15 protein-coding genes and 3 tRNA genes are annotated in these 19,913 nt (G+C 68.5%); 10 read left to right on the top strand and 8 right to left on the bottom strand.

The genetic code is table 11. From position 1 onward, the window contains the following. Positions 1-16: 16 nt before the first annotated feature. From mutY to QLQ83_RS04750, 7 genes are all read left to right on the top strand, one after another. Complete coding sequence (gene mutY / locus QLQ83_RS04780; protein WP_282734406.1) at positions 17-1,108, top strand: A/G-specific adenine glycosylase; 1,092 nt, start codon at positions 17-19, stop codon at positions 1,106-1,108. Between the two features lie 22 nt (positions 1,109-1,130). After that, positions 1,131-1,403: an oxidative damage protection protein gene (locus tag QLQ83_RS04775; protein ID WP_250063664.1), complete on the top strand. Its 273-nt coding sequence runs from the start codon at positions 1,131-1,133 to the stop codon at positions 1,401-1,403. Between the two features lie 90 nt (positions 1,404-1,493). After that, positions 1,494-1,569: transfer RNA gene (locus tag QLQ83_RS04770), tRNA-Phe, on the top strand. Positions 1,570-1,575: 6 nt separating this feature from the next. Beyond that, positions 1,576-1,650, top strand: a tRNA-Gln gene (locus QLQ83_RS04765). A gap of 43 nt (positions 1,651-1,693) precedes the next feature. Then, positions 1,694-1,769: transfer RNA gene (locus QLQ83_RS04760), tRNA-Thr, on the top strand. Positions 1,770-1,987: 218 nt separating this feature from the next. Beyond that, positions 1,988-2,992, top strand: coding sequence for an ectoine hydroxylase (gene thpD, locus QLQ83_RS04755; protein WP_282734405.1), 1,005 nt, complete (start codon positions 1,988-1,990; stop codon positions 2,990-2,992). Positions 2,993-3,095: 103 nt separating this feature from the next. Beyond that, positions 3,096-3,761, top strand: a complete 666-nt coding sequence (locus QLQ83_RS04750) for a fumarylacetoacetate hydrolase family protein (RefSeq protein WP_282734404.1) — start codon at positions 3,096-3,098, stop codon at positions 3,759-3,761. Positions 3,762-3,846: 85 nt separating this feature from the next. On the opposite strand, the gene speA is transcribed toward QLQ83_RS04750, so the two are convergent. The 3 genes from speA to QLQ83_RS04735 all read right to left on the bottom strand — a co-directional run bounded on the left by speA (position 3,847) and on the right by QLQ83_RS04735 (position 7,141). Beyond that, complete coding sequence (speA, locus tag QLQ83_RS04745; RefSeq protein ID WP_282734403.1) at positions 3,847-5,769, bottom strand: biosynthetic arginine decarboxylase; 1,923 nt, start codon at positions 5,767-5,769, stop codon at positions 3,847-3,849. Beyond that, positions 5,766-6,725, bottom strand: coding sequence for a homoserine kinase (locus QLQ83_RS04740; protein ID WP_282734402.1), 960 nt, complete (start codon positions 6,723-6,725; stop codon positions 5,766-5,768). Before QLQ83_RS04740 ends, speA begins: the two co-directional genes overlap by 4 nt. A 122-nt stretch (positions 6,726-6,847) precedes the next feature. Then, complete coding sequence (locus QLQ83_RS04735; RefSeq protein WP_282734401.1) at positions 6,848-7,141, bottom strand: DUF2782 domain-containing protein; 294 nt, start codon at positions 7,139-7,141, stop codon at positions 6,848-6,850. A 155-nt stretch (positions 7,142-7,296) separates the two neighbouring features. Between QLQ83_RS04735 and polA the strand changes: the two genes are divergently transcribed. Next, positions 7,297-10,065, top strand: coding sequence for a DNA polymerase I (gene polA, locus QLQ83_RS04730; RefSeq protein WP_282734400.1), 2,769 nt, complete (start codon positions 7,297-7,299; stop codon positions 10,063-10,065). A gap of 58 nt (positions 10,066-10,123) precedes the next feature. Here polA and QLQ83_RS04725 read toward each other — a convergent pair whose 3' ends face one another. After that, complete coding sequence (locus tag QLQ83_RS04725) at positions 10,124-11,155, bottom strand: Fe(3+) ABC transporter substrate-binding protein (protein WP_282734399.1); 1,032 nt, start codon at positions 11,153-11,155, stop codon at positions 10,124-10,126. Positions 11,156-11,454: 299 nt separating this feature from the next. Here QLQ83_RS04725 and QLQ83_RS04720 point away from each other — a divergent pair, with 299 nt between their 5' ends. Next, on the top strand, positions 11,455-12,582 hold the full coding sequence (locus tag QLQ83_RS04720; protein WP_407650122.1) for an ABC transporter ATP-binding protein: 1,128 nt from the start codon (positions 11,455-11,457) through the stop codon (positions 12,580-12,582). Here the strand turns inward: QLQ83_RS04720 and QLQ83_RS04715 are convergent. The 4 genes from QLQ83_RS04715 to dctP all read right to left on the bottom strand — a co-directional run bounded on the left by QLQ83_RS04715 (position 12,499) and on the right by dctP (position 17,381). Next, positions 12,499-14,106, bottom strand: a complete 1,608-nt coding sequence (locus tag QLQ83_RS04715; protein ID WP_282734429.1) for an ABC transporter permease — start codon at positions 14,104-14,106, stop codon at positions 12,499-12,501. The genes QLQ83_RS04720 and QLQ83_RS04715 overlap by 84 nt on opposite strands. 236 nt (positions 14,107-14,342) lie before the next feature. Beyond that, positions 14,343-15,671 (bottom strand): TRAP transporter large permease, encoded by a 1,329-nt coding sequence (locus QLQ83_RS04710; RefSeq protein ID WP_282734397.1) that lies wholly within the window; start codon positions 15,669-15,671, stop codon positions 14,343-14,345. Beyond that, on the bottom strand, positions 15,668-16,171 hold the full coding sequence (locus QLQ83_RS04705) for a TRAP transporter small permease subunit (RefSeq protein WP_282734396.1): 504 nt from the start codon (positions 16,169-16,171) through the stop codon (positions 15,668-15,670). Before QLQ83_RS04705 ends, QLQ83_RS04710 begins: the two co-directional genes overlap by 4 nt. A 106-nt stretch (positions 16,172-16,277) precedes the next feature. Beyond that, on the bottom strand, positions 16,278-17,381 hold the full coding sequence (gene dctP, locus QLQ83_RS04700; RefSeq protein ID WP_282734395.1) for a TRAP transporter substrate-binding protein DctP: 1,104 nt from the start codon (positions 17,379-17,381) through the stop codon (positions 16,278-16,280). A gap of 336 nt (positions 17,382-17,717) precedes the next feature. Between dctP and QLQ83_RS04695 the strand changes: the two genes are divergently transcribed. Next, positions 17,718-19,901, top strand: coding sequence for a tRNA(Met) cytidine acetyltransferase TmcA (locus tag QLQ83_RS04695; RefSeq protein ID WP_282734394.1), 2,184 nt, complete (start codon positions 17,718-17,720; stop codon positions 19,899-19,901). The last annotated feature ends 12 nt before the right edge of the window (positions 19,902-19,913 follow it).

Genomic DNA, 19,913 nt, shown 5'->3' with positions numbered 1-19,913 from the left:
GCGCAGTGAGAGCCCCATGACGGACATGCCGCCAGCCATCCTGCCACCGGAGCGCTTCCAGCAGCGCCTGCTCGCATGGTTCGACGAGCACGGCCGCCACGATCTGCCCTGGCAGCACGAACGCAGCCCCTACCGGGTGTGGGTCTCGGAGATCATGTTGCAGCAGACCCAGGTGGCCACGGTGATCCCCTACTTCGAGCGCTTCATGACACGCTTTCCCGACGTGGCGTCGCTGGCGGCGGCCGACCAGGACGAGGTACTGCACCTGTGGACCGGGCTTGGCTATTACGCCCGGGGGCGCAACCTCCACAAGGCCGCTCGGGTGGTGGCCGATCAGCATGATGGGGCGTTTCCCGTCCACAGCCTCGACGAGATGGCGGCGCTGCCCGGCATCGGCCGCTCCACGGCCGGGGCGATCATCGCCCAGAGCACCGGGCGGCGCGCGGTGATCCTCGACGGCAACGTCAAGCGCGTCCTCACGCGCCTGCACACCGTGGAGGGCTGGCCGGGACGACCGGCGGTAGAACGGCGGCTGTGGGCTTTGGCCGAGCACTACACGCCCGACGAGCGGCTGGTCGACTTCACCCAGGCGATGATGGACCTGGGCGCGACCCTCTGCCGGCGCGGCACCCCGGACTGCGCTCGCTGTCCCTTCGAGGAGGTCTGCGTCGCCCACGCCCGCGGCGAGGAGAAGCTCTTCCCCGAGGGCAAGCCGAGGAAGGCCCTGCCCACGCGCACCACCCTCATGCTGCTCCTGCAGGACCGGGAGGGGCGCGTGCTGCTCGAGCAGCGCCCCTCCAGCGGCCTCTGGGGCGGGCTCTGGAGTCTGCCGCAGTTCGACGATGCCGAGGCGCTGCGGGCCTGGCTGGACGCCCGGGCACCGGGCAGCGCGCTCGAGCCTGCCTGGGCGCCCTTCACCCATGTCTTCAGCCATTTCCGCCTCGAGATCACCCCGCAGCCGGCACGCATCGGTCGGCTGGACGCGGTGGACGAGGCGCGCTGCTGGTACGATCCCTCCGATCCCGCCAGCATCGGCCTGGCGGCGCCGGTCAAGGCGCTGCTGGCGTCCCTGGCGCCCTTCGCGCTGACTACCACTGCCGGGCCCTGACACCCGCACGAGGAGAGACCTAATGAGCCAGACCGTCTTCTGTCGCAAGTACCAGAAGGAAATGGACGCCCTGCCGTTCCCGCCGCTGCCCGGCAAGAAGGGCCAGGAGATCCAGGCCAGCGTTTCCCGCCAGGCCTGGGAGGAGTGGCAGGCGCTGCAGACTCGCCTGATCAACGAGAAGCACCTCAACATGCTCGACGCCGCCTCCCGGGAGTACCTGATGGAGCAGATGGAGCGCTTCCTCGACAACCGCGAGACCGACCAGGCCGAAGGCTATGTTCCCCGGGGCGAGTAGCCCCCATGTCGCCGATCCTCGGCCATCTTTCTGAAACGGAAGGGGTTGACGGAAACGGCCCGCTGGGGTTTAATACGCACCGTTGGCAGCGGCCAGATAGCTCAGTCGGTAGAGCAGGGGATTGAAAATCCCCGTGTCGGCGGTTCGATTCCGTCTCTGGCCACCAATCTGCTGGGGTATAGCCAAGTGGTAAGGCACCGGTTTTTGGTATCGGCATTCCCAGGTTCGAATCCTGGTACCCCAGCCACGCCAACCCTGTTTCCGATTCTGTGACTCGAGTCGGTTCCCGAGCCGGCATAGCTCAGTTGGTAGAGCAACTGACTTGTAATCAGTAGGTCGCGGGTTCGACTCCTGCTGCCGGCACCATCAAGCACCGGGAAGTCCCTGGCCCATCGCCAGGAAAACCAAGAGTCGCAGCATAGAAGAGGCCACCCGTCGAGGTGGCTTTTTTCGTTGCCCTTGAAACCCCCTAGGGCGTCACCATATGGCCTCGTGCGGCTCCTTCACTGGGGTCGCCCGCGGCTGTCCTGCCGTCGGAACATGTTCGAACTGAGACTGATCACGGAGTCACAGGAGGTGATTGGATGTCAGTGCAGACATCGTCCTATCGCACGCTGGAACAGGCTGACCTCAACGCCGTCGTCGATTCTCCCGACCCCCAGAGCCGCGTGAAGAGCGCGCCGCGCCCGGGCCAGGATCCCTATCCGACCCGGCTGGCCGAGCCGTTGGACATGCCATGGCTCAGCCGCCACGAAGGGGTGGTCAAGGGACGTGCCGAGGAAGGGCCACTGAGCCAGGCGCAGCTCGATGCGTTCGAGCGCCAGGGGTTCCTCTTCGAGCCCGGCTTCATCACTGGCGACGAGCTCGCCGAGCTGCGCCGGGAACTCGAGACCCTGCTCGACAACGACGACTTCCGCGGCCGCGACTTCAGCATCACCGAGCCCCAGGGCAACGAGATCCGCTCGCTGTTCGCCGTGCACTTCCTCTCGCGGCGCTTCTCGCGCCTGGCCCATGACGCTCGCCTGATGGGCCGTGCCCGCCAGATCCTCGGCGGGGAGGCCTACGTCCACCAGTCGCGCATCAACTACAAGCCCGGCTTCGAGGGCAAGGGCTTCAGCTGGCACTCGGACTTCGAGACCTGGCACGCCGAGGACGGGATGCCGGCCATGCATGCGGTGAGCGCCTCCCTCGTGCTCACCGACAACCACCCCTTCAACGGGCCGCTGATGCTGGTGCCGGGTTCCCACAAGGTCTTCGTGCCCTGCCTGGGGGAGACCCCGGACGACAACCACAAGCAGTCGCTCAAGCAGCAGGAAGTCGGGGTGCCGGGCCGCGAGGCGCTGCGCGCGCTGATCGACCGGCACGGCATCGATGCGCCGACCGGCGCGGCGGGCGGCCTGTTGCTGTTCGACTGCAACGTGCTGCATGGCTCCAACGCCAACATGTCGCCTGATCCGCGCAGCAACGCCTTCTTCGTCTACAATCGCCTCGACAATCGCTGCGTCGCCCCCTTCGGGGCAGGCCGTCGTCGTCCGCGTTTCCTGGCCCACGAGCCGGGCGAGCGCTGGTCGCCCGAGACGCCATCGTGAGTGGCCGGCCACCGCCGTACGCTGGACCCATGATGTCGCTGGGGTAGACTGAAGGGCTTGTCGCCTGACCGCGGCGGCGACCACCAGAAGGAGAAGAATCGCCATGCGCTTCGTGCCCCGTTTCACCGATGGCCAGCCATTCCCCGAGCCATTGGGCAAGATCGTCTGCGTCGGTCGCAACTACGCCGACCATGCTCGAGAGCTGGACAACCCGGTGCCCAGCGAGCCCCTGCTGTTCATCAAGCCGGCAACCGCTGCCGTGCCCCTGGAGCAGCCGGTCGACGCGCCCTTCGCGCGGGGTGAGGTGCACTACGAGACGGAGCTGGCGCTGCTGATCGGCGAGGAACTCTCCCATGTCACGGCCGACGAGGCCGAGCGGGGCATCGTCGGCATTGGGCTGGCCCTGGACCTGACCCTGCGTGACGTCCAGTCGCGCCTCAAGGAGAAGGGGCACCCCTGGGAGATCGCCAAGGCCTTCGACGGCGCCTGCCCGCTCTCGTCCTTCCTGCCGCTCTCGCAGGTGCCCAACTGGAGCGGGCTCTCCTTCACCCTGGAGGTCGACGGCGAGCCGCGCCAGCACGGTGAAGGGGCAGACATGCTCTTCCCGGTGGCGACCCTGGTGGCGGAGATGAGCCGCCACTTCACGCTGCAGCCGGGCGACGTGGTGCTCACCGGCACCCCGGCCGGCGTGGGGCCGCTGGAGCGTGGCGCGACGCTGCACTTCACCCTCACCGGCGGGCTGGAGGTCACGACCCGCGTCGTGGAATAGGGTGACACCGCACTGGATCCCAGACGAAGACGCCCCGCAGTTCAAGGCTGCGGGGCGTCTTCGCGTTCCGGGCGGCGTGCTGCGCTCACTCCAGGTAGGTGTAGCCCTCCAGGCCATCCGAGAGGTCGTCGAGGAAGGCCTGCTGTTCGGCTCGCTCCAGGCCGCTGCGCGCGAGCTGCTCGGCCAGCCGCTCGCGCAGGGCAGCGACGTCGAAGTTGACGTAGCCGAGCACGTCGGCGACCCGGTCGCCTTGCTGGATCTGGCTGATCGACCAGCGGCCGTTGCCGTCCAGGGCGGCATCCGCCGAGTCGGTGTCGCCGAACAGGTTGTGCAGGTCGCCGAGGATCTCCTGGTAGGCGCCGACCATGAAGAAGCCCAGCAGCTTCTCGTCGCCCTCCTGCCACTCGGGCAGCGGCAGGGTGGTCTCCACCCCCTGGCCATCCACGTAGCCGTCGATGCGTCCGTCCGAGTCGCAGGTGATGTCCTGGATCACGCCGCGGCGCACCGGCTCGTGGTCCAGGCCGGTCAGCGGCAGCACCGGGAAGATCTGCTGGATGCCCCAGACGTCGGGCACCGACTGGAACAGCGAGAAGTTAACGAACAGCTTGTCGGCGAGCTTCTCGGCCAGCTCGTCGTCGATCTCGCGATGGGCGCGGTTGCGGGTATCGAGCCGCGCACGCAGCCGAGCACAGGCGGCGAAGTAGACGCCCTCGCCCTCGGCCCGGGCGGTGATGTCGGTCAGCCCCATCACGAAGCGCTCGTGGAGCTCGCCCATGGCCTGCACCAGGTCGTGCCAGGCCTCCACCAGGCCGCGCGGCTCGGCCTGGTCGTGCAGCAGCTCGTGGACGCGCCACAGCTCGTCGACCTGGGGGTCGCCCTCGACGCGGCGCGGGGGTGCCTCGTCACCGATGCGCTCCTCGCCGATCACGTTGGTGATCAGCACCGCATGGTGGGCGGTGAGTGCCCGGCCCGACTCGCTGATCAGGTGGGGCTGGGGCAGCTCGAATTCCTGGCAGGCCAGGCGGAAGGCGTACACCACGTTGCGGGCGTACTCCAGCATGGAGTAGTTGGCGGAGCAGAAGCTGCGCGAGCGGGTGCCCTCGTAGTCGACACCGAGGCCGCCGCCCACGTCCACGGTGTCCACTGGTGCGCCCAGCGCCACCAGGCTCTGGTAGAAGCGCGCGCACTCGCGCAGGCCACGCTGGATGTCGCGGATGTTGGCGATCTGCGAGCCGAGGTGGAAGTGCACCAGCTGCAGGCTGGCCAGGGCATCGGCCTCGCGAAGCTGATCCACTACCGCCAGCACCTGGCTGGCGGTGAGGCCAAACTTGGACTTCTCGCCGCCGGTGTTCTGCCAGCGGCCGCGTCCCACGGTGGCCAGGCGGGCGCGCAGGCCGATGCGCGGCGTGACGCCGATGCGCTCTGCCTCCTCGAGGATCAGCGGCAGCTCGGAGAGCTTCTCCACCACCAGGTAGACCCGATGGCCGAGCTTCTCGCCCATCAGCGCCAGGCGCACGTACTCGCGGTCCTTGTAGCCGTTGCAGACGATCAGCGAAGGGCCGTCGCCGGAGAGCGCCAGTACGGCGAGCAGCTCCGGCTTGCTGCCGGCCTCGAGTCCCACCCGGCCATGGCCGCGCTCCTGGGTGCCGAGGATCTCTTCCACCACCCGGCGCTGCTGGTTGACCTTGATCGGGTAGACCGCGGTGTAGCCGCCGCCGAACTCCTCCTCCTGCATGGCGGTATCGAAGGCGGCGCAGAGCTGCTCGACACGGTCGTGGAGGATGTCGGTGAAGCGCACCAGCACCGGCAGGCGCAGCCCGGCCTGGCGGAGCTCGGTCACCAGGTCGTCCAGCGGCAGGGCCGGGCCCTCGGCCTCGCTGCCCAGCGGGCGCACCAGGGCGTGGCCGCTATCGTCGACGTCGAAGTAGCCGCTGCCCCACTGGTCGATGTTCCAGGTGCGCCGCGCGCGCTGTGCCGGGCTGCCGGCAATGCTCTTGGACAGGCTCATTCGCTCACCTCGGGCAGCGGCAGTGCGCCATCTTCCAGGCGCGCCTTGAGGATGGTACGGAACTGGTCGGGATCGTGGGGCGTGAGGTCGTGGGCCGGCGGGTCCACGTAGACCACCAGCAGCCGCGACAGCCAGTAGCGCAGAGCGGTAAGGCGCAGCATCATCGGCCAGGCGTCGCGCTCGGCGGCGGTCAGCGGCCGGCGCGCCAGGTAGGCGGCGAGGATGGCATCGTGGCGTGCGGCATCCAGGCGGCCGTCGGGGCCGGTGGCCCAGTCGTTGATGACGATGGCCAGGTCGAACAACAGGTCACCGGTGCAGCCGTTGTAGAAGTCGATCAGCCCGCCCAGGCGGTCGCCGTCGAAGAGGGTGTTGTCGCGGAACAGGTCGCCGTGCAGCGCCCCCTGGGGCAGTGCCGGAGCGTCGCCGAAGAACCCCTGGTAGATCTCCACCTCGTCCTTCATCAGTGTCTGGTCCTGCGGCGAGATGTAGACCAGCACCTTGTGGTGCATGGGCAGCAGCCAGTGCAGATCCCGCGGGTTGGGACGGTGGCCAGGGAAGTGCCGTGAGACCACGTGCATGCGCCCGAGGGTGTCGCCGAGCTCGCGGCACTGCGCCAGGTTCGGGTTCTTCGGGTGCCGACCGGGCAGTTTCGGGAACAGCAGGGCCGGCTTGCCGGCGAGGGTGTGCAGGGCGACGCCGTCGCGGTCATGCAGCGGGCCCGGCACCGGCAGGCGGTGCTCGTCCAGGTAGTCGAGCAGCTCGACGAAGAACGGCAGCTCCTCGTGTTCGCCCTGCTCGAACAGGGTCAGCACCAGCTCGCGCCGGTCGGTGGTGACGAAGAAGGTGGTGTTCTCGGTGCCGGCGGGCACGCCCTCGAGGGAGACCAGCGAGCCTGCATCGAAGCGGCTGAGGAACTCGACGACCTGCGGTTCGGTAAGCGGTGTGAATACAGCCATGTGTCTCTCGCCCGGGAAATGCCAAGCCGCCTATTGTAGCGACTTGGCACACCGATGCACGTGACCCGGCTGCGGCGGTTTGCCTGCCAGGGCCGGGAGTCGGAAGCGGGGTGGCAGCGGGCTCAGAAGGTCTTCAGCACCCACTGGGGAACGGCGATGCGGTCGCCCTCCCGGCGCTCGAAGTCGCCGTCACCATCATGGTCGACGAGATAGTAGGAGGGGCCGGAGGAGGGGCGGATCTCGATGGCATAGAGCTCACCGTTGACGCGGTACTCGCGTATGGTGCGCTCCTCCTCCTGGCGGACGGTGATGTCCGGCTCGAGGTCGGCGGAGGACTGCGCCAGGGCACTGCCACCGGTGGCCAGGGCGAGGGCGAGCAGCAGGGCGGTGCTCAAGCGTCTCGGGAACTTCTTCATGGTGACCTCCAGGGCCGCACGGGGCGGGGATGCAGGGATACCCCCAGTGTAGGGGCTTGCGGCCGCCCGGCCTACCACCCGCGGCAAAAGGCGTCGGCAATGCGTATCATGGATGATCAGGATCACCTCACGCCACGCTTCAATGGATGCCCTACATGGCCGATACGCCCATCGTTCTCGTCGACGGTTCCTCCTATCTGTACCGCGCCTTCCATGCCCTGCCGCCACTGACTACCTCCGACGGCCAGCCCACCGGGGCGATCAAGGGCGTGCTCAACATGCTCAAGCGGCTGATCAAGGACTATCCCGACAGCCCCATGGCGGTGGTCTTCGACGCCCCGGGCAAGACCTTCCGCGACGAGCTCTTCGAGCAGTACAAGTCCCACCGGCCGCCGATGCCCGACGACCTGCGCTCCCAGGTGGCGCCGCTGCACGATTGCGTGAAGGCGCTGGGGCTGCCGCTGCTGTGCATCGAGGGAGTGGAGGCCGACGACGTCATCGGCACCCTGGCCCACCAGGCCACCGAGGCGGGTCGAGATGCGGTGATTTCCACCGGCGACAAGGACATGGCCCAGCTGGTCAACGCGCACATCACGCTGGTCAACACCATGAAGGACGAGACGCTGGACGTGGAAGGCGTGAAGGAAAAGTTCGGCCTGCCGCCGGAGCGGATCATCGATTTCCTGGCCCTGATGGGCGACAAGGTCGACAACATTCCCGGCGTGCCGGGGGTCGGCGAGAAGACCGCGCTGGGCCTGCTGCGGGGCATGGACGGCGGGCTCGAGACCCTCTATGCGGACCTGGAGAAGGTCAAGGAACTGGGCTTTCGCGGCGCCAAGACGCTGCCGAAGAAGCTCGAGGAGCACCGCGACCAGGCCTTCCTCTCCTACCAGCTCGCCACCATCAAGACCGACTGCGAGCTGCCGGTGGGGCTCGATGACCTGGACATCGCCCATCCCGACCGCGAGGCGCTGCTCGAGCTCTATCGCCGGCTGGAGTTCCGGGCCTGGCTCTCCGAGCTGCTCGAGGGCAAGGATGAAGGAGTCGACGACGCGGCGAACGGCACGCCGGTGCCGGCCCAGGACGAGGGGGCGACCGGCTCGGGCAGCCGTGGCGCGCGCGAGGACCATGTCATCCTCGCGCAGGCCGACCTCGAGGCCTGGCTCGAGCGGCTGACGGCGAGCGACACCTTCTGCTTCGACCTGGAGACCACCAGCCTGAACTACATGGAGGCGCAGGTGGTCGGCGTGGGGCTGTCGCTGGAAGCGGGCGAGGCGGCCTATATCCCGCTGGCCCATGACTACCTCGACGCCCCCGAGCAGCTTGACCGGGACGCAGTGCTCGCCGCCCTCAAGCCACTGCTGACGGATGGGCAAAGGACCAAGGTCGGCCAGAACCTCAAGTACGACATCTCAGTGCTGGCCAACCAGGGCATCGAGGTGGCCGGGCCCCTGGAGGACACCATGCTGGAGTCCTATGTGCTCGACTCCACGGCGACCCGCCACGACATGGACTCCCTGGCGCTCAAGTATCTGGGGGAGAAGACCATCTCCTTCGAGGAGATCGCCGGCAAGGGCGCCAAGCAGCTCACCTTCAACCAGGTGGCCCTGGAGCAGGCCGCGCCCTACGCTTGCGAGGACGTCGACATCACGCTGCGCCTGCACCGGGAGCTGCGTCCCCGCGTCGAGGCCGAGGGTCGGCTGGCCGAGGTGCTCGAGGAGATCGAGCTGCCGCTGATCCCGGTGCTCTCGCGCATGGAGCGCACCGGGGTGGCACTGGACCCCGAGCAGTTGCATGCCCAGAGCCGTGAGCTCGAGACGCGCATCCGCGAGCTGGAGGCCAGGGCCTTCGCGCTCGCCGGTCGCGAGTTCAACCTCGGCTCGCCCAAGCAGCTCGGCCAGATCCTGTTCGAGGAGCAGAAGATCCCGGTGATCAAGAAGACCCCCAAGGGGGCGCCCTCCACCGCGGAGGCGGTGCTAGAGGAGCTGGCGCTGGACTACCCGCTACCCAAGGTGATCATGGAGCACCGCGGTCTCGCCAAGCTGAAGTCCACCTACACCGACAAGCTGCCGCGGCTGGTCAACAAGGCCACCGGACGGCTGCACACCAGCTACCACCAGGCGGTCACCGCCACCGGCCGGCTGTCGTCATCGGATCCCAACCTGCAGAACATCCCCATTCGTACCGAGGAGGGGCGCAAGATCCGGCAGGCCTTTATTGCCCGGCCCGGCTACCGCATCGTCGCCGCCGACTACTCGCAGATCGAGCTGCGCATCATGGCCCACCTCTCCGGCGACAAGGGACTCCTCGAGGCCTTCGCCGAGGGCCGCGACATCCACGCCGCCACCGCCGCCGAGGTGTTCGGGGTGGCGCTGTCCAAGGTCTCGCCCGACCAGCGTCGCAGTGCCAAGGCGATCAACTTCGGGCTGATCTACGGCATGAGCGCCTGGGGCCTCGGCCGGCAGCTGCACATCGAGCGCGGCCAGGCGCAGACCTACATCGACCGCTACTTCGACCGCTACCCCGGCGTGGCCCGCTACATGGAACGCATCCGTGCCCAGGCGGCCGATGATGGCTACGTGGAGACGGTCTTCGGTCGGCGCCTTCACCTGCCGGAGATCCGCTCGCAGAACCGCGCGCGTCGCCAGGGCGCCGAGCGCACCGCCATCAATGCCCCCATGCAGGGCACTGCGGCCGACATCATCAAGCGCGCCATGATCGACGTCGATGCCTGGCTCGCGGGGGAGGCGTTCGATGCGGTGATGGTGATGCAGGTCCACGACGAGCTGGTCTTCGAGGTGGCCGAGGGCCAGGTCGAGGCCTTCATCGAGGAGGTGAAGGGGCGCATGGAAGGCGCCGCCCGGCTAGACGTGGCGCTGACCGTCGAGGCCGAGAGTGGGGCCAACTGGGACGAGGCCCACTGACCATGAAAAACGCCACCGCGGCTGCGGTGGCGTTTTCGTCCGGGGCTGGCCTGACGGCTTACCGCCAGCCGACGCGATCGAAGATACGAATCGCCTCCGGGTTGTTCTCGCCCAGCACGCTGACGTTCAGGTCATCCTTCTTGAAGTCGCCCCAGGAGGCGATGACGCCATCGGTCTCCGCGGATTCCACGGCGGGGAACTCGTAGTTGCCGGTGGCAAAGAGTGCCTGGGCCTCGTCGGAGGCGAGGAACTCGAGGAAGCGCACGGCGTTCTCCTCGTTGGGCGCGCCCTTCACCATGCCGGCACCGCCCACGTTGACGTGCGCGCCGCGACCGTCCTGGTTGGGGAAGACGATCTCGACCTTCTCGGCCGCCTCGCGGTCGGCTTCCTGGTCGGAGTTGACCAGGCGGACGTAGTAGTAATGGTTAGCCAGGGCGATGTTGCACTCGCCGCTGGCGACGCCGCGGATCTGGTCGGTGTCGCCGCCCTCGGGGTCACGCGCGAAATTGTCGACCACGCCCTTGGCCCAGGCTTCCGCCTCTTCCTCGCCGTGGTGGGCGATCAGCGAGGCCAGCAGGGACTGGTTGTAGATGTTGTTCGAGGAGCGGATGCAGACCTGGCCCTCGAACTTCGGGTCCGCGAGGTCCTCGTAGCTGGTGATCTCGTCGGCATCGACCTCGGTGGGGTCGATGAAGATCGCCCGGACGCGCTGGCTGAAGCCGAACCACTTGCCTTCCGGATGACGCATGTAGTCGGGCAGCCGCTCGTCGAGCACCTCCGAGTCCACGCTGGCGAAGATGTCCTCCTGCTCGCCGCGCCACAGGCGTCCGGCATCCACGGTGATCATCACGTCCGCGGGACTGGCCTCGCCCTCCAGCTTGAGGCGCTGGATCAGCTGGTCGGAGTCGCCCTCCAGGACGTTGACCTCGACACCCGTCTGCTCGGTGAAGGCGGCATAGAGCGCCTCGTCGGAATCGTAGTGGCGAGCCGAGTAGACATTGAGCTCCTCGGCGGCAGCGGCCTGGGAGGCCATGGCGGAGCCGGCCACCAAAGCGGCGAGGGGCACGGTGAGACGACGATTCAGCGGCATGGAGACACCTCGTGTTGCGGGGTTGCGGTTTCGAATGATAATGCTTTGCATTACACTTACGCTATTGAAGCGCCTCCCGCCACCGTCGTCAAGCCCCGCCGGCGGGCAATCTGATCCAGGTCAGGGATCGCCGTGCCTTGACAGTCGGCGGAGCGAAATGCGAGCGATAGTACAACGCATTCAGGAGGCTTTCGCGTTACCATGCAGGACACACCTTTCTCAATGGCCGCTCAGATCCCATGACTAGCCAACCGATGCTCCCGATCGACGAGAATGCTGCCGTGGCACCCGTTCTCGCCATGCACCAGATCCGCCATGCCTACCAGCAGCACCTGGCCGTGGAAGATGTCTCCCTCGAGGTCAAGCCCGGCGAGATCGTCTGCCTGCTGGGGCCTTCCGGCTGCGGCAAGTCCACCCTGTTGCGGATCGCCGCGGGACTCGAGGTGGTGCAGCAGGGGCGTGTGGAACTAGGTGGCGAGTCGATGGGGCGCGCCGGGCGTTCCCATGTGCCGCCGGAGAAGCGCAACGTCGGCCTGGCCTTCCAGGACTCGGCGCTCTTCCCGCACCTCTCGGTGCTCGACAACGTGGCCTTCGGGCTCGAGTCGCAGCCCGCCCAGCAGCGACGTCGCCGGGCCTATGAGCTTCTCGAGCTGCTGGGCATGGAGCGCTATGCCCGGGTCTTCCCGCATATGCTCTCGGGAGGGCAGCAGCAACGCATCGCCCTGGCCCGGGCGCTGGCGCCGGCGCCGCAGCTGATGCTGCTCGACGAGCCCTTCTCCAGTCTCGATGCCCGCCTGCGCGACCGCATCCGCGACGATACCCTGCACGTGCTGAAGAAGGTGGGCGCAGGAGTGCTGCTGGTGACCCACGACCCGGAGGAGGCCATGTTCATGGCCGATCGCATCGTGCTGATGCGCGAAGGGCGGGTGGTGCAGGCCGGAACGCCGCTGGACCTCTACTGCGCCCCCACCGACCCCTTCGTGGTCACCTTCTTCGGCGAGGTGAACGAACTCGAGGGGCGCGTGGTGGACGGCAAGGTGGCGACGCCGGTGGGCGACGTCTCAGGCGGGGGGCTGCCCGAAGGCAGCCGGGTGCAGGTAATGATCCGGCCCGAGGCCCTGCGAGTGGTACCACTGGACGAGCCGCCGGAACATCACCATAGCCATGTCATCATGGCCAAGCTGCTGGGCCGCACCAGCCTGCTGCACATCTGCGCCCATTCCCCCGACGGCGGGGAGAGCCACCTGCATGCCCGGGCGCCGGGTGTGTTCCTGCCCCGGGAGGGCCAGCCGGTCATGATCGGCCTGGATGCCTCTCAGGTCTTCGTCTTCCCCCTTGCACCCTCAGCGGCTGCCGGGGCGGGAGCGGCGCATGGCGATGCTGAGCAGTATCACCGGCAGGATGCCTACTGCCACGATGGCCAGTGACGAGGTCGAGGCCTCGGCCAGGCGCTCGTCCGCGGCCAGGCTGTGGGCGCGGATCGCCAGGGTGTCGAAGTTGAAGGGACGCAGGATCACCGTGGCCGGCAGCTCCTTCATAACGTCCACGAAGACCAGGATGCCGGCGGCGATCAGGCTGCCGCGCATGATCGGAGTATGCACCTTGCGCAGGGTGCCGCCCGCCGTCTGACCCAGGGTCCGCGAGGCCGCATCCATGCTCGGCGTCACCTTGCCCAGGCTCGCCTCGATGGCATTGAAGGAGACGGCGAGGAAGCGCACCAGGTAGGCATACACCAGGATGAAGGCCGACCCGCTGAGCAGCAGCCCCACCACGACCCCGAACTGGCCCTTCATGAAGTCGTTGATCTGGTGGTCCATCCACACGAAGGGGATCAGGATGCCCACCGCCACCACCGAACCGGGCACCGCATAGCCCATGGCGGCCACGCGCGTCGCGACCCGCGTCACCTTGCCGGGGTGCAGGCGGGCGCCGTAGCTGAGCAGCAGCGCCAGGCTCACGGCGACCACCGCGGCGAGCGACGCCAGCAGCAGGCTGTTGCCGGCAAAGCCCAGGAAGGCCGAGCCGAACAGCGCGTCCCCGCCCTGGACCGAGAGGTAGCCCAGCAGGCCGCTGGGGATCAGGAAGCCGAGCAGCACCGGCGCCAGGCAGGCCAGGGTGGCGGCCCAGGCCCGCCAGCCATGAAGCGCGAACTCCGGCAGGTGCTGGTAGCGACCGGTGGTGTGGAAATAGCGGCGCTTGCCGCGCGAGGCGCGCTCGAGCAGCACCAGGGCGATGACGAAGGCCAGCAGGCAGGCGGCGAGCTGGGCCGCAGCCACCTGCTCGCCCATCCCGAACCAGGTGCGATAGATGCCGGTGGTGAAGGTGTCGACCCCGAAGTACTGCACGGCCCCGAACTCGTTGAGCGTCTCCATCAGCGCCAGCGACACGCCGCCGACGATGGCCGGCCGCGCCAGCGGCAGGGCCACGCTGGTGAACAGCCGCCAGGGACCCCGCCCCAGGGTCCGCCCCACGTCCAGCACGCACACCGACTGCTCCAGGAAGGCCGCCCGCGCCAGCATGTAGACATAGGGATAGAGCACCAGGGTGATCAGGGTGGCCGCCCCCCACAGGGAGCGGATGTCGGGGAAGACGTAATCGCCGGCCGACCAGCCAAGGCTCTCCCGCAGCCAGGTCTGTACGGGGCCGGCGAACTGCAGGAAATCCGTGTAGGCATAGGCGATCACGTAGGTCGGTACCGCCAGCGGCAGCAGCAGTCCCCACTCGAACAGTCGACGCCCGGGGAAGCGGCACATCACCACCAGCCAGGCGGTCCCGGTGCCGATCACGAAGGTGCCGAGCCCCACCGTCACCACCAGGAAGAGGGTGTTGACGAGATACCTGGGCAGCACCGTGCTGCCCAGGTGCTGCCAGATGCCCTCGGTGGGCATGAACAGGTGGGCCAACACCACGATGACCGGCAGTGCCACGATCAGGGCGATCCCGAGGGTCAGGGCGTTCCAGACATTGAAGGGCAACGACAGACGGGACGGGGCGCGGGAACTGGCCGGACTGGTCAACGAGGTCTCCTTCCAGCGAGCTCTGGAGGCGGTGTGGATGCGAGGCATTTGCGCGTGAGAATTGTATCAGCTGGCCCCCGTGGCTGCAGCCATTGCGGTTGCCCCGGATCAAGGCAAACGCCCGCCGCTCGATGAGCGGCGGGCGTCAGGGGGGTGCCGGCAGGGGAGGCTCAGTAGCCGATCAACAGGGAGGGCAGGCCGGTGACGAGTGCCGGGAAGAAGGCCATCAGCACGCAGGCCAGCACGATCAGCGCGCAGAAGGGGATCACCGCCTTGTAGAGGTCGACGATCTCGACCCCGGGCGGCGCCACCCCCTTCAGGTAGAAGAGCGCATAGCCGAAGGGCGGGGTGAGGAAGGAGGTCTGCAGCACCACGGCGACCATCACCACGAACCACAGCACGTCGATACCCATGTTCTCGACGATCGGCAGCATGATCGGGAAGCTCAGCAGCACGATGCCGGTCCAGTCCAGGAACATGCCCAGGATGAACACCAGGAAGAGCATCAGGATCAGCGCCCCGGTGGTGCCGCCCGGCATCGCCATCACCAGCTCGTGGATCACCTGCATGCCGCCGCCGCGGGAGAACACCCCGGTGAAGGCGGTGGCGCCGACCAGCACCAGCATCACCATGGTGGTGGTCTTGCTGGCATCGATCAGGGTGCGGTAGCAGGTCGAGGCCTTGCGGTCGCCGAAGATCAGGAACAGCACGAAGGCGATGGTCACGCCGATCGCCGAGGCCTCGGTGGCCGTGGCGATGCCCGTGAACAGGGCGCCCAGCACGCCGAGGATCAGCGACATGGGCGGCAGCACGTACTTGGCCAGCATGACCAGCAGCTCGCGGGTGCTGGTCTCGGCGCGCTCCGCCGCCGGCACCAGCGGGCCGTAGGAGGGCTTCACGTGGCAGATGATCAGCACATAGAGGGCATACATCACGCCGAGCAGCAGGCCCGGCACCAGGGCGCCGGCGAACAGCGCGCCCACCGAGACCGGCGAGTAGCTGGCCATCAGGATCAGCATGATGCTCGGCGGGATCAGGATGCCCAGGCAGCCGCTGGCCATGATCACCCCGGTGCTGAGCTCCTTGTTGTAGCCGTACTTGAGCATCGGCACCAGGGCGATCATGCCCATCACCGCGATCGAGGCCCCGACGATGCCGGTGGTGGCGGCCAGCAGCACCGACACGATGACCACGGTGAGTGCCAGGCCGCCGCGCAGGTTGGCGAGCAACAGGCGCATCGCCTCGAACATCTTCTCGGTGACTCCCGAATCGTTGAGGAAACGCGCCATCAGGATGAACAGCGGGATGGCCACCAGGACATAGTTGTCCATGGCGTTGCCGTAGATGTTGTTGATCAGGGTGCCGAGGATCTTGGCGCCGGGGCCGAGCCAGGCGCCGAGCACGGCGATGCCGCCGAGCACGAAGGCCAGCGGATGGCCCATGAACAGGCCGACCAGCAGGCCGCCGAACATGAACAGGGTGAGCATTTCGGGGCTCATGCGGGCTCCTCCTCACGCAGCTGCTGGATGGCGCGGATGACGATGGCCACGGCCTGCAGCAGGATCAGGAAGGCGGCGATGACGATCACCGCCTTCACCGGGTAGACGGGGATGGCGACCATGCCATAGGTGGTCTCGCCGCGGCTGAAGGAGCGCAGGAAGAAGTCCCAGCCCAGGGTGAGCAGCATCCAGATGAAGGGCACGAAGAAGATCAGGTAGCCGAGTATCTCCAGGGCGGCCTGCTTGCGGCGCGACAGCAGCCGCTTGAGGACGTCGACCTCCACGTGGGCATGGTGGCGCAGCCCATAGGCGGCCATCAGCATGAAATGGACGCCGAACAGCATCTTGGTGGTATCGAAGGCCCAGTCACTGGGGCGTCCGATGAAGAAGCGCATGGCGATGTCGTAGATCACGATCAGGGTGATCACGGCGATCAGCGGAGCGATCAGGCGACCGAATGCCTCGTTGAGGGCATCGATGGCCTTGGCAATGGCGTTCATGAGCGGGGATCTCGTGAATCAGTGGGAACACGACGTTCGGCCGGCCGGCGACGATCAGCCGCCGGCCGGCCAGCGGGCCCTCCCGGGGGAGGACCCCGGCGGGGCCTTACATGCAGGCCTCGATCTCCTCGAGCGAGGGCAGGTCGTCGGTGACGCGGCTCATGTTGTAGGGCACCGAGACGTCACGCCAGTTGGCGTAGTGCTCCAGGTAGCTGATCATGGAGTGGTAGACCTTGGCGTGCATCGGGTCCTCGCAGGCCCCCTGGACGATCACGTCGTTGGTGATGCGCTGGATCTCGGCGAGGTCCTCCTCGGAGAGCTGGTTGATCTCTGTGCCGTCCTCGAGGAACTTCACCGTGCCCTCGGTGGACTCGCGCTCGGACCAGGCCAGTGACCAGGCCATGGTGGCCTCGGCGGCGATCTTCAGCTTCTCCTGGGTCTCCTCGGAGAGGGCGTCCCAGGCATCCTGGTTGATCATCACGCCGAACACGCTGGCGGACTGGTGCCAGCCCGGCACGGACCAGTAGTCGGCCACCTCGGAGAAGCCGGCCTTGTAGTCCACGCCCGGGGTGGAGAACTCGGCACCGTCGACCACGCCACGCTCGATGGCCTGGTAGATCTCGCCGCCGGCCAGGGTCACCTGGGAGCCGCCCAGTTCCTCGAGCACGCGGCCCTGGTCTCGGCCGGAGAGGCGCAGGCGCTTCCCATCCAGGTCGGCAATGCTCTCGATGGGCGTGCCGCCGCGGAAGCCGGACTCGTTGTTGGTGATGCCGTAGGGCAGGTAGACCATGTTGTACTGGCCGTAGACCTCCTGGTAGAGCTCCCAGCCGCCCCACTCCATGATCCAGTTCAGGTAGTCGACGCCATTGAACAGGCTGGTGGTGGTGGCCAGCGGCGAGAAGGCCGGACTGCGACCGGCCCAGTAGCCCGGCCAGTCGCCGGCGGCCTCGATGCTGCCGGTCTCGGTGGCATCGAAGACCTCGGTGCCGGGCATCAGGGTGCCGCCGGCACGGAACTCGATCTGCACCTCGTCACCGGCGAGCTTGTTGACCAGCTCCGCCCAGTGGCGGTCGATCTGGATCAAGTCCAGGTTGTCCGGCCAGGTGGTGGTCATGGTCCACTGTTCCTGGGCCTGGGCGGTGGAGCTCATGGCGGCGAGGGCGACGCCCGCTGCCAGCCCGGTGAGGGCGAACTTGCGCATCTTCTTCATTGAGGTGCTCCCTTGTGGGTTGTTCTGCTTGTCCAGAAGTCGATGGAACGGCCGTCGGTGCCGGGAAGCGGCCGCCTGCGGAGCGGGCCTGACCGTCCGGGCAACTCGGCAACAGGAAACAAGCTAGCATGGGACGACGGAGATGTTCGACCGGGCCCTGGCTGCCTCCGGGCCTGGGACGTGCCCCGCAAGGCCACCGCATGGATGGGGATAATATCTTTTCAATCAAAGGGTTGAAACGCACGTATGACAATCATGTTGCAATGCCGAAATGCCCGGCAACGTTGAAAGGCCGCGCACCCTTAGACCAAAGTTGAGCCGCAGGTGGAGCCCCGTATGATCCGCGACCATCTCGCCCCCCTGCAGGAGACCCGACGCCGGCTGGACCGGCAGCGCTGGCGCGGCCTGGTCTGGCTGACCGGCGCCGCCGATGCCTGCCGCCGGGAGGCCCTGGCGTTGTGGCAGCAGGGCGACTGGTCGTCGCCGCTGTGGGTCGCCGCCGAGCCGGTGGACGGCATCGAGGCTTCGTGCTGGCTGCCGGCGGCCAAGGCCCGCACACGACTGGGGGGCGAGCAGGACCTGGTGGTGATGGACGCCGTCTCGGCCGAGAGCGGCTTCGACCCCGAGGCCTTCGGCGCGCTGGCCGGCACCCTGCGCGCCGGTGGCCTGCTGGTGCTGATGACCCCGCCCGACTGGGGGGCACGCCCCGATGCGGACTATCGCCGCCTGGCCGAGTACCCCTGGCGGGCCGAGCAGCTCAGCGCCCGTTACCTGGCCCGGCTTGCTCGGCTGCTGCGCGCCGACGCGCGAGTGATCCACTGGACGGCGGGGGAGGCGCCGCAGCGACCCTCTCTGCCCGAGGCACCGCCGGCAGCGGCGTCGTCGCCTGACGCGGACGCGGACTGCCTGACCCGCGACCAGGCGGAAGCGGTGGCACGGCTCACCCGGCTGCGTCGCCGTCGACCACTGGTACTGACCGCCGACCGCGGTCGCGGCAAGACGGCGGCCCTGGGCATCGCCTGCGCGCGGCTGCTGGCGGCGGGGGAGGAGGAGATCCTGGTCACGGCGCCGCGCCCGTCGGCCGTGGCCGGGCTCTTCGAGCGCCTGGTGGTCCTCTGTCCCGAGGGACAGCGGCACGGCAACGCCTTCGAGGCGGGCCACGGCCGGGTCGCTTTCCTGCCCCCCGACGCGCTGGACCGGCTGGCCGAGCAGGGCGAGGTCGGTGGCCCCGGCCGGCTGCTGCTGGTCGACGAGGCGGCGGCGATTCCCGCGCCGCTGTTGGGACGCTGGCTCGCCGCCTTCCCGCGCATCGCCTTCGCCACCACGGTGCACGGCTACGAGGGGTCGGGGCGTGGCTTCGCGCTGCGCTTCCGCGAACGGCTCGCGCGCCAGACGCCCGACTGGCGGGCGTGCCACCTGGCCGAACCGATCCGCTGGGCCGAGGGCGACCCCCTGGAGGCGCTGACCTCGCGCCTGTTGCTGCTGGATGCCGAGCCGGCAGCGTGCCCGGACGCCGGGGACATCGCGACTCTGCGGCGCCTGGACCGTGCTGCCCTGGCCCGCGACGAGCCGCGGCTGCGGGCGCTCTTCGGCCTGCTGGTACAGGCCCACTACCGCACCACGCCCGCCGACCTGCGTCGCCTGCTGGATGGCCCGGGGGTCGCCCTCACCGTCCTCGAGGCCGAATCAGCCCTGCAGGGGGTCGTAGTGAGCGGCGGCGAGGGGGGCTTTCCGGCCGGGCTCGCCGAGCAGGTGGCACGGGGCGAGCGACGACCGCGTGGCCACCTGCTGGCCCAGTCGCTGGCCGCCCATGCCGGGGAGCGCGAGGCGCTGACGGCCCGCCTGCGGCGAATACTGCGCATCGCCGTCCCGGCCGAGCGGCGCCGTCACGGGACGGGGCGCCAACTGGTCGAGGCCGAGGTCATGCGGGCCCGTGACGACGGGATCGACCTGCTGGGGGCGAGTTTCGGCGCCGAGGCGGGGCTGCAGGCCTTCTGGCGGGCGGCGGGCTTCCGGGCGGTGCGCCTGGGGCTGACCCGGGAGACGGCCACCGGCGAGCACGCGCTGATGGTGGTGCGCCCCACCGGCCCGACGGGGGTGCGGCTCGCCGAGCGCCTCCAGGCGCGCTTCCATCGCCAGCTGCCGGGGCTGCTGGCCTTCGAGCTGGCCGAGCTGGCGCCGGCGGTGGTGATGTCCCTGCTCGGCGAGGCGCCTGCCGCCCCCCTGGGCGACGAGGACCACCGCGACCTCGATGACGTCGCCTTCGGTCATCGCGAGCCCGCCCTGGCCCGTCCGGCGATCCAGGCCCTGGTAAGGTGCCATGCGACACGCCTGGCGGGCCGCCAGGACGAGACGCTGGCCCTGCTCGCCGCCTGGGCCTTCCAGGGACGCGAGGTGGCCTGGCTGGCAGCGCGGCTGGGGGTGTCGGGCAAGCGAGGCGTGCAGGCCCGGCTGCGCGAGGTCGTGGCACGGCTCCATGACGGCGACCGCGGGCTTTCCCCCGGCGAGGCCGGCCGGTAGAGTGCCCGGGTC

Source organism: Halomonas rhizosphaerae (assembly GCF_030010555.1).
GTDB lineage: Bacteria > Pseudomonadota > Gammaproteobacteria > Pseudomonadales > Halomonadaceae > Halomonas > Halomonas rhizosphaerae.
The sequence above is the reverse complement of the archived record's forward strand: the minus strand, read 5'-3'. Positions and strand labels throughout refer to the sequence as shown.

Coding starts and splice junctions, on each gene's coding strand:
- dctP (WP_282734395.1), bottom strand. CDS start 17,381: ATGAAGAAGATGCGCAAGTTCGCCCTCACCGGGCTGGCAGCGGGCGTC.
- mutY (WP_282734406.1), top strand. CDS start 17: ATGACGGACATGCCGCCAGCCATCCTGCCACCGGAGCGCTTCCAGCAG.
- thpD (WP_282734405.1), top strand. CDS start 1,988: ATGTCAGTGCAGACATCGTCCTATCGCACGCTGGAACAGGCTGACCTC.
- QLQ83_RS04720 (WP_407650122.1), top strand. CDS start 11,455: ATGCACCAGATCCGCCATGCCTACCAGCAGCACCTGGCCGTGGAAGAT.
- QLQ83_RS04725 (WP_282734399.1), bottom strand. CDS start 11,155: ATGCCGCTGAATCGTCGTCTCACCGTGCCCCTCGCCGCTTTGGTGGCC.
- polA (WP_282734400.1), top strand. CDS start 7,297: ATGGCCGATACGCCCATCGTTCTCGTCGACGGTTCCTCCTATCTGTAC.
- speA (WP_282734403.1), bottom strand. CDS start 5,769: ATGAGCCTGTCCAAGAGCATTGCCGGCAGCCCGGCACAGCGCGCGCGG.
- QLQ83_RS04735 (WP_282734401.1), bottom strand. CDS start 7,141: ATGAAGAAGTTCCCGAGACGCTTGAGCACCGCCCTGCTGCTCGCCCTC.
- QLQ83_RS04705 (WP_282734396.1), bottom strand. CDS start 16,171: ATGAACGCCATTGCCAAGGCCATCGATGCCCTCAACGAGGCATTCGGT.
- QLQ83_RS04775 (WP_250063664.1), top strand. CDS start 1,131: ATGAGCCAGACCGTCTTCTGTCGCAAGTACCAGAAGGAAATGGACGCC.
- QLQ83_RS04695 (WP_282734394.1), top strand. CDS start 17,718: ATGATCCGCGACCATCTCGCCCCCCTGCAGGAGACCCGACGCCGGCTG.
- QLQ83_RS04710 (WP_282734397.1), bottom strand. CDS start 15,671: ATGAGCCCCGAAATGCTCACCCTGTTCATGTTCGGCGGCCTGCTGGTC.
- QLQ83_RS04750 (WP_282734404.1), top strand. CDS start 3,096: ATGCGCTTCGTGCCCCGTTTCACCGATGGCCAGCCATTCCCCGAGCCA.
- QLQ83_RS04740 (WP_282734402.1), bottom strand. CDS start 6,725: ATGGCTGTATTCACACCGCTTACCGAACCGCAGGTCGTCGAGTTCCTC.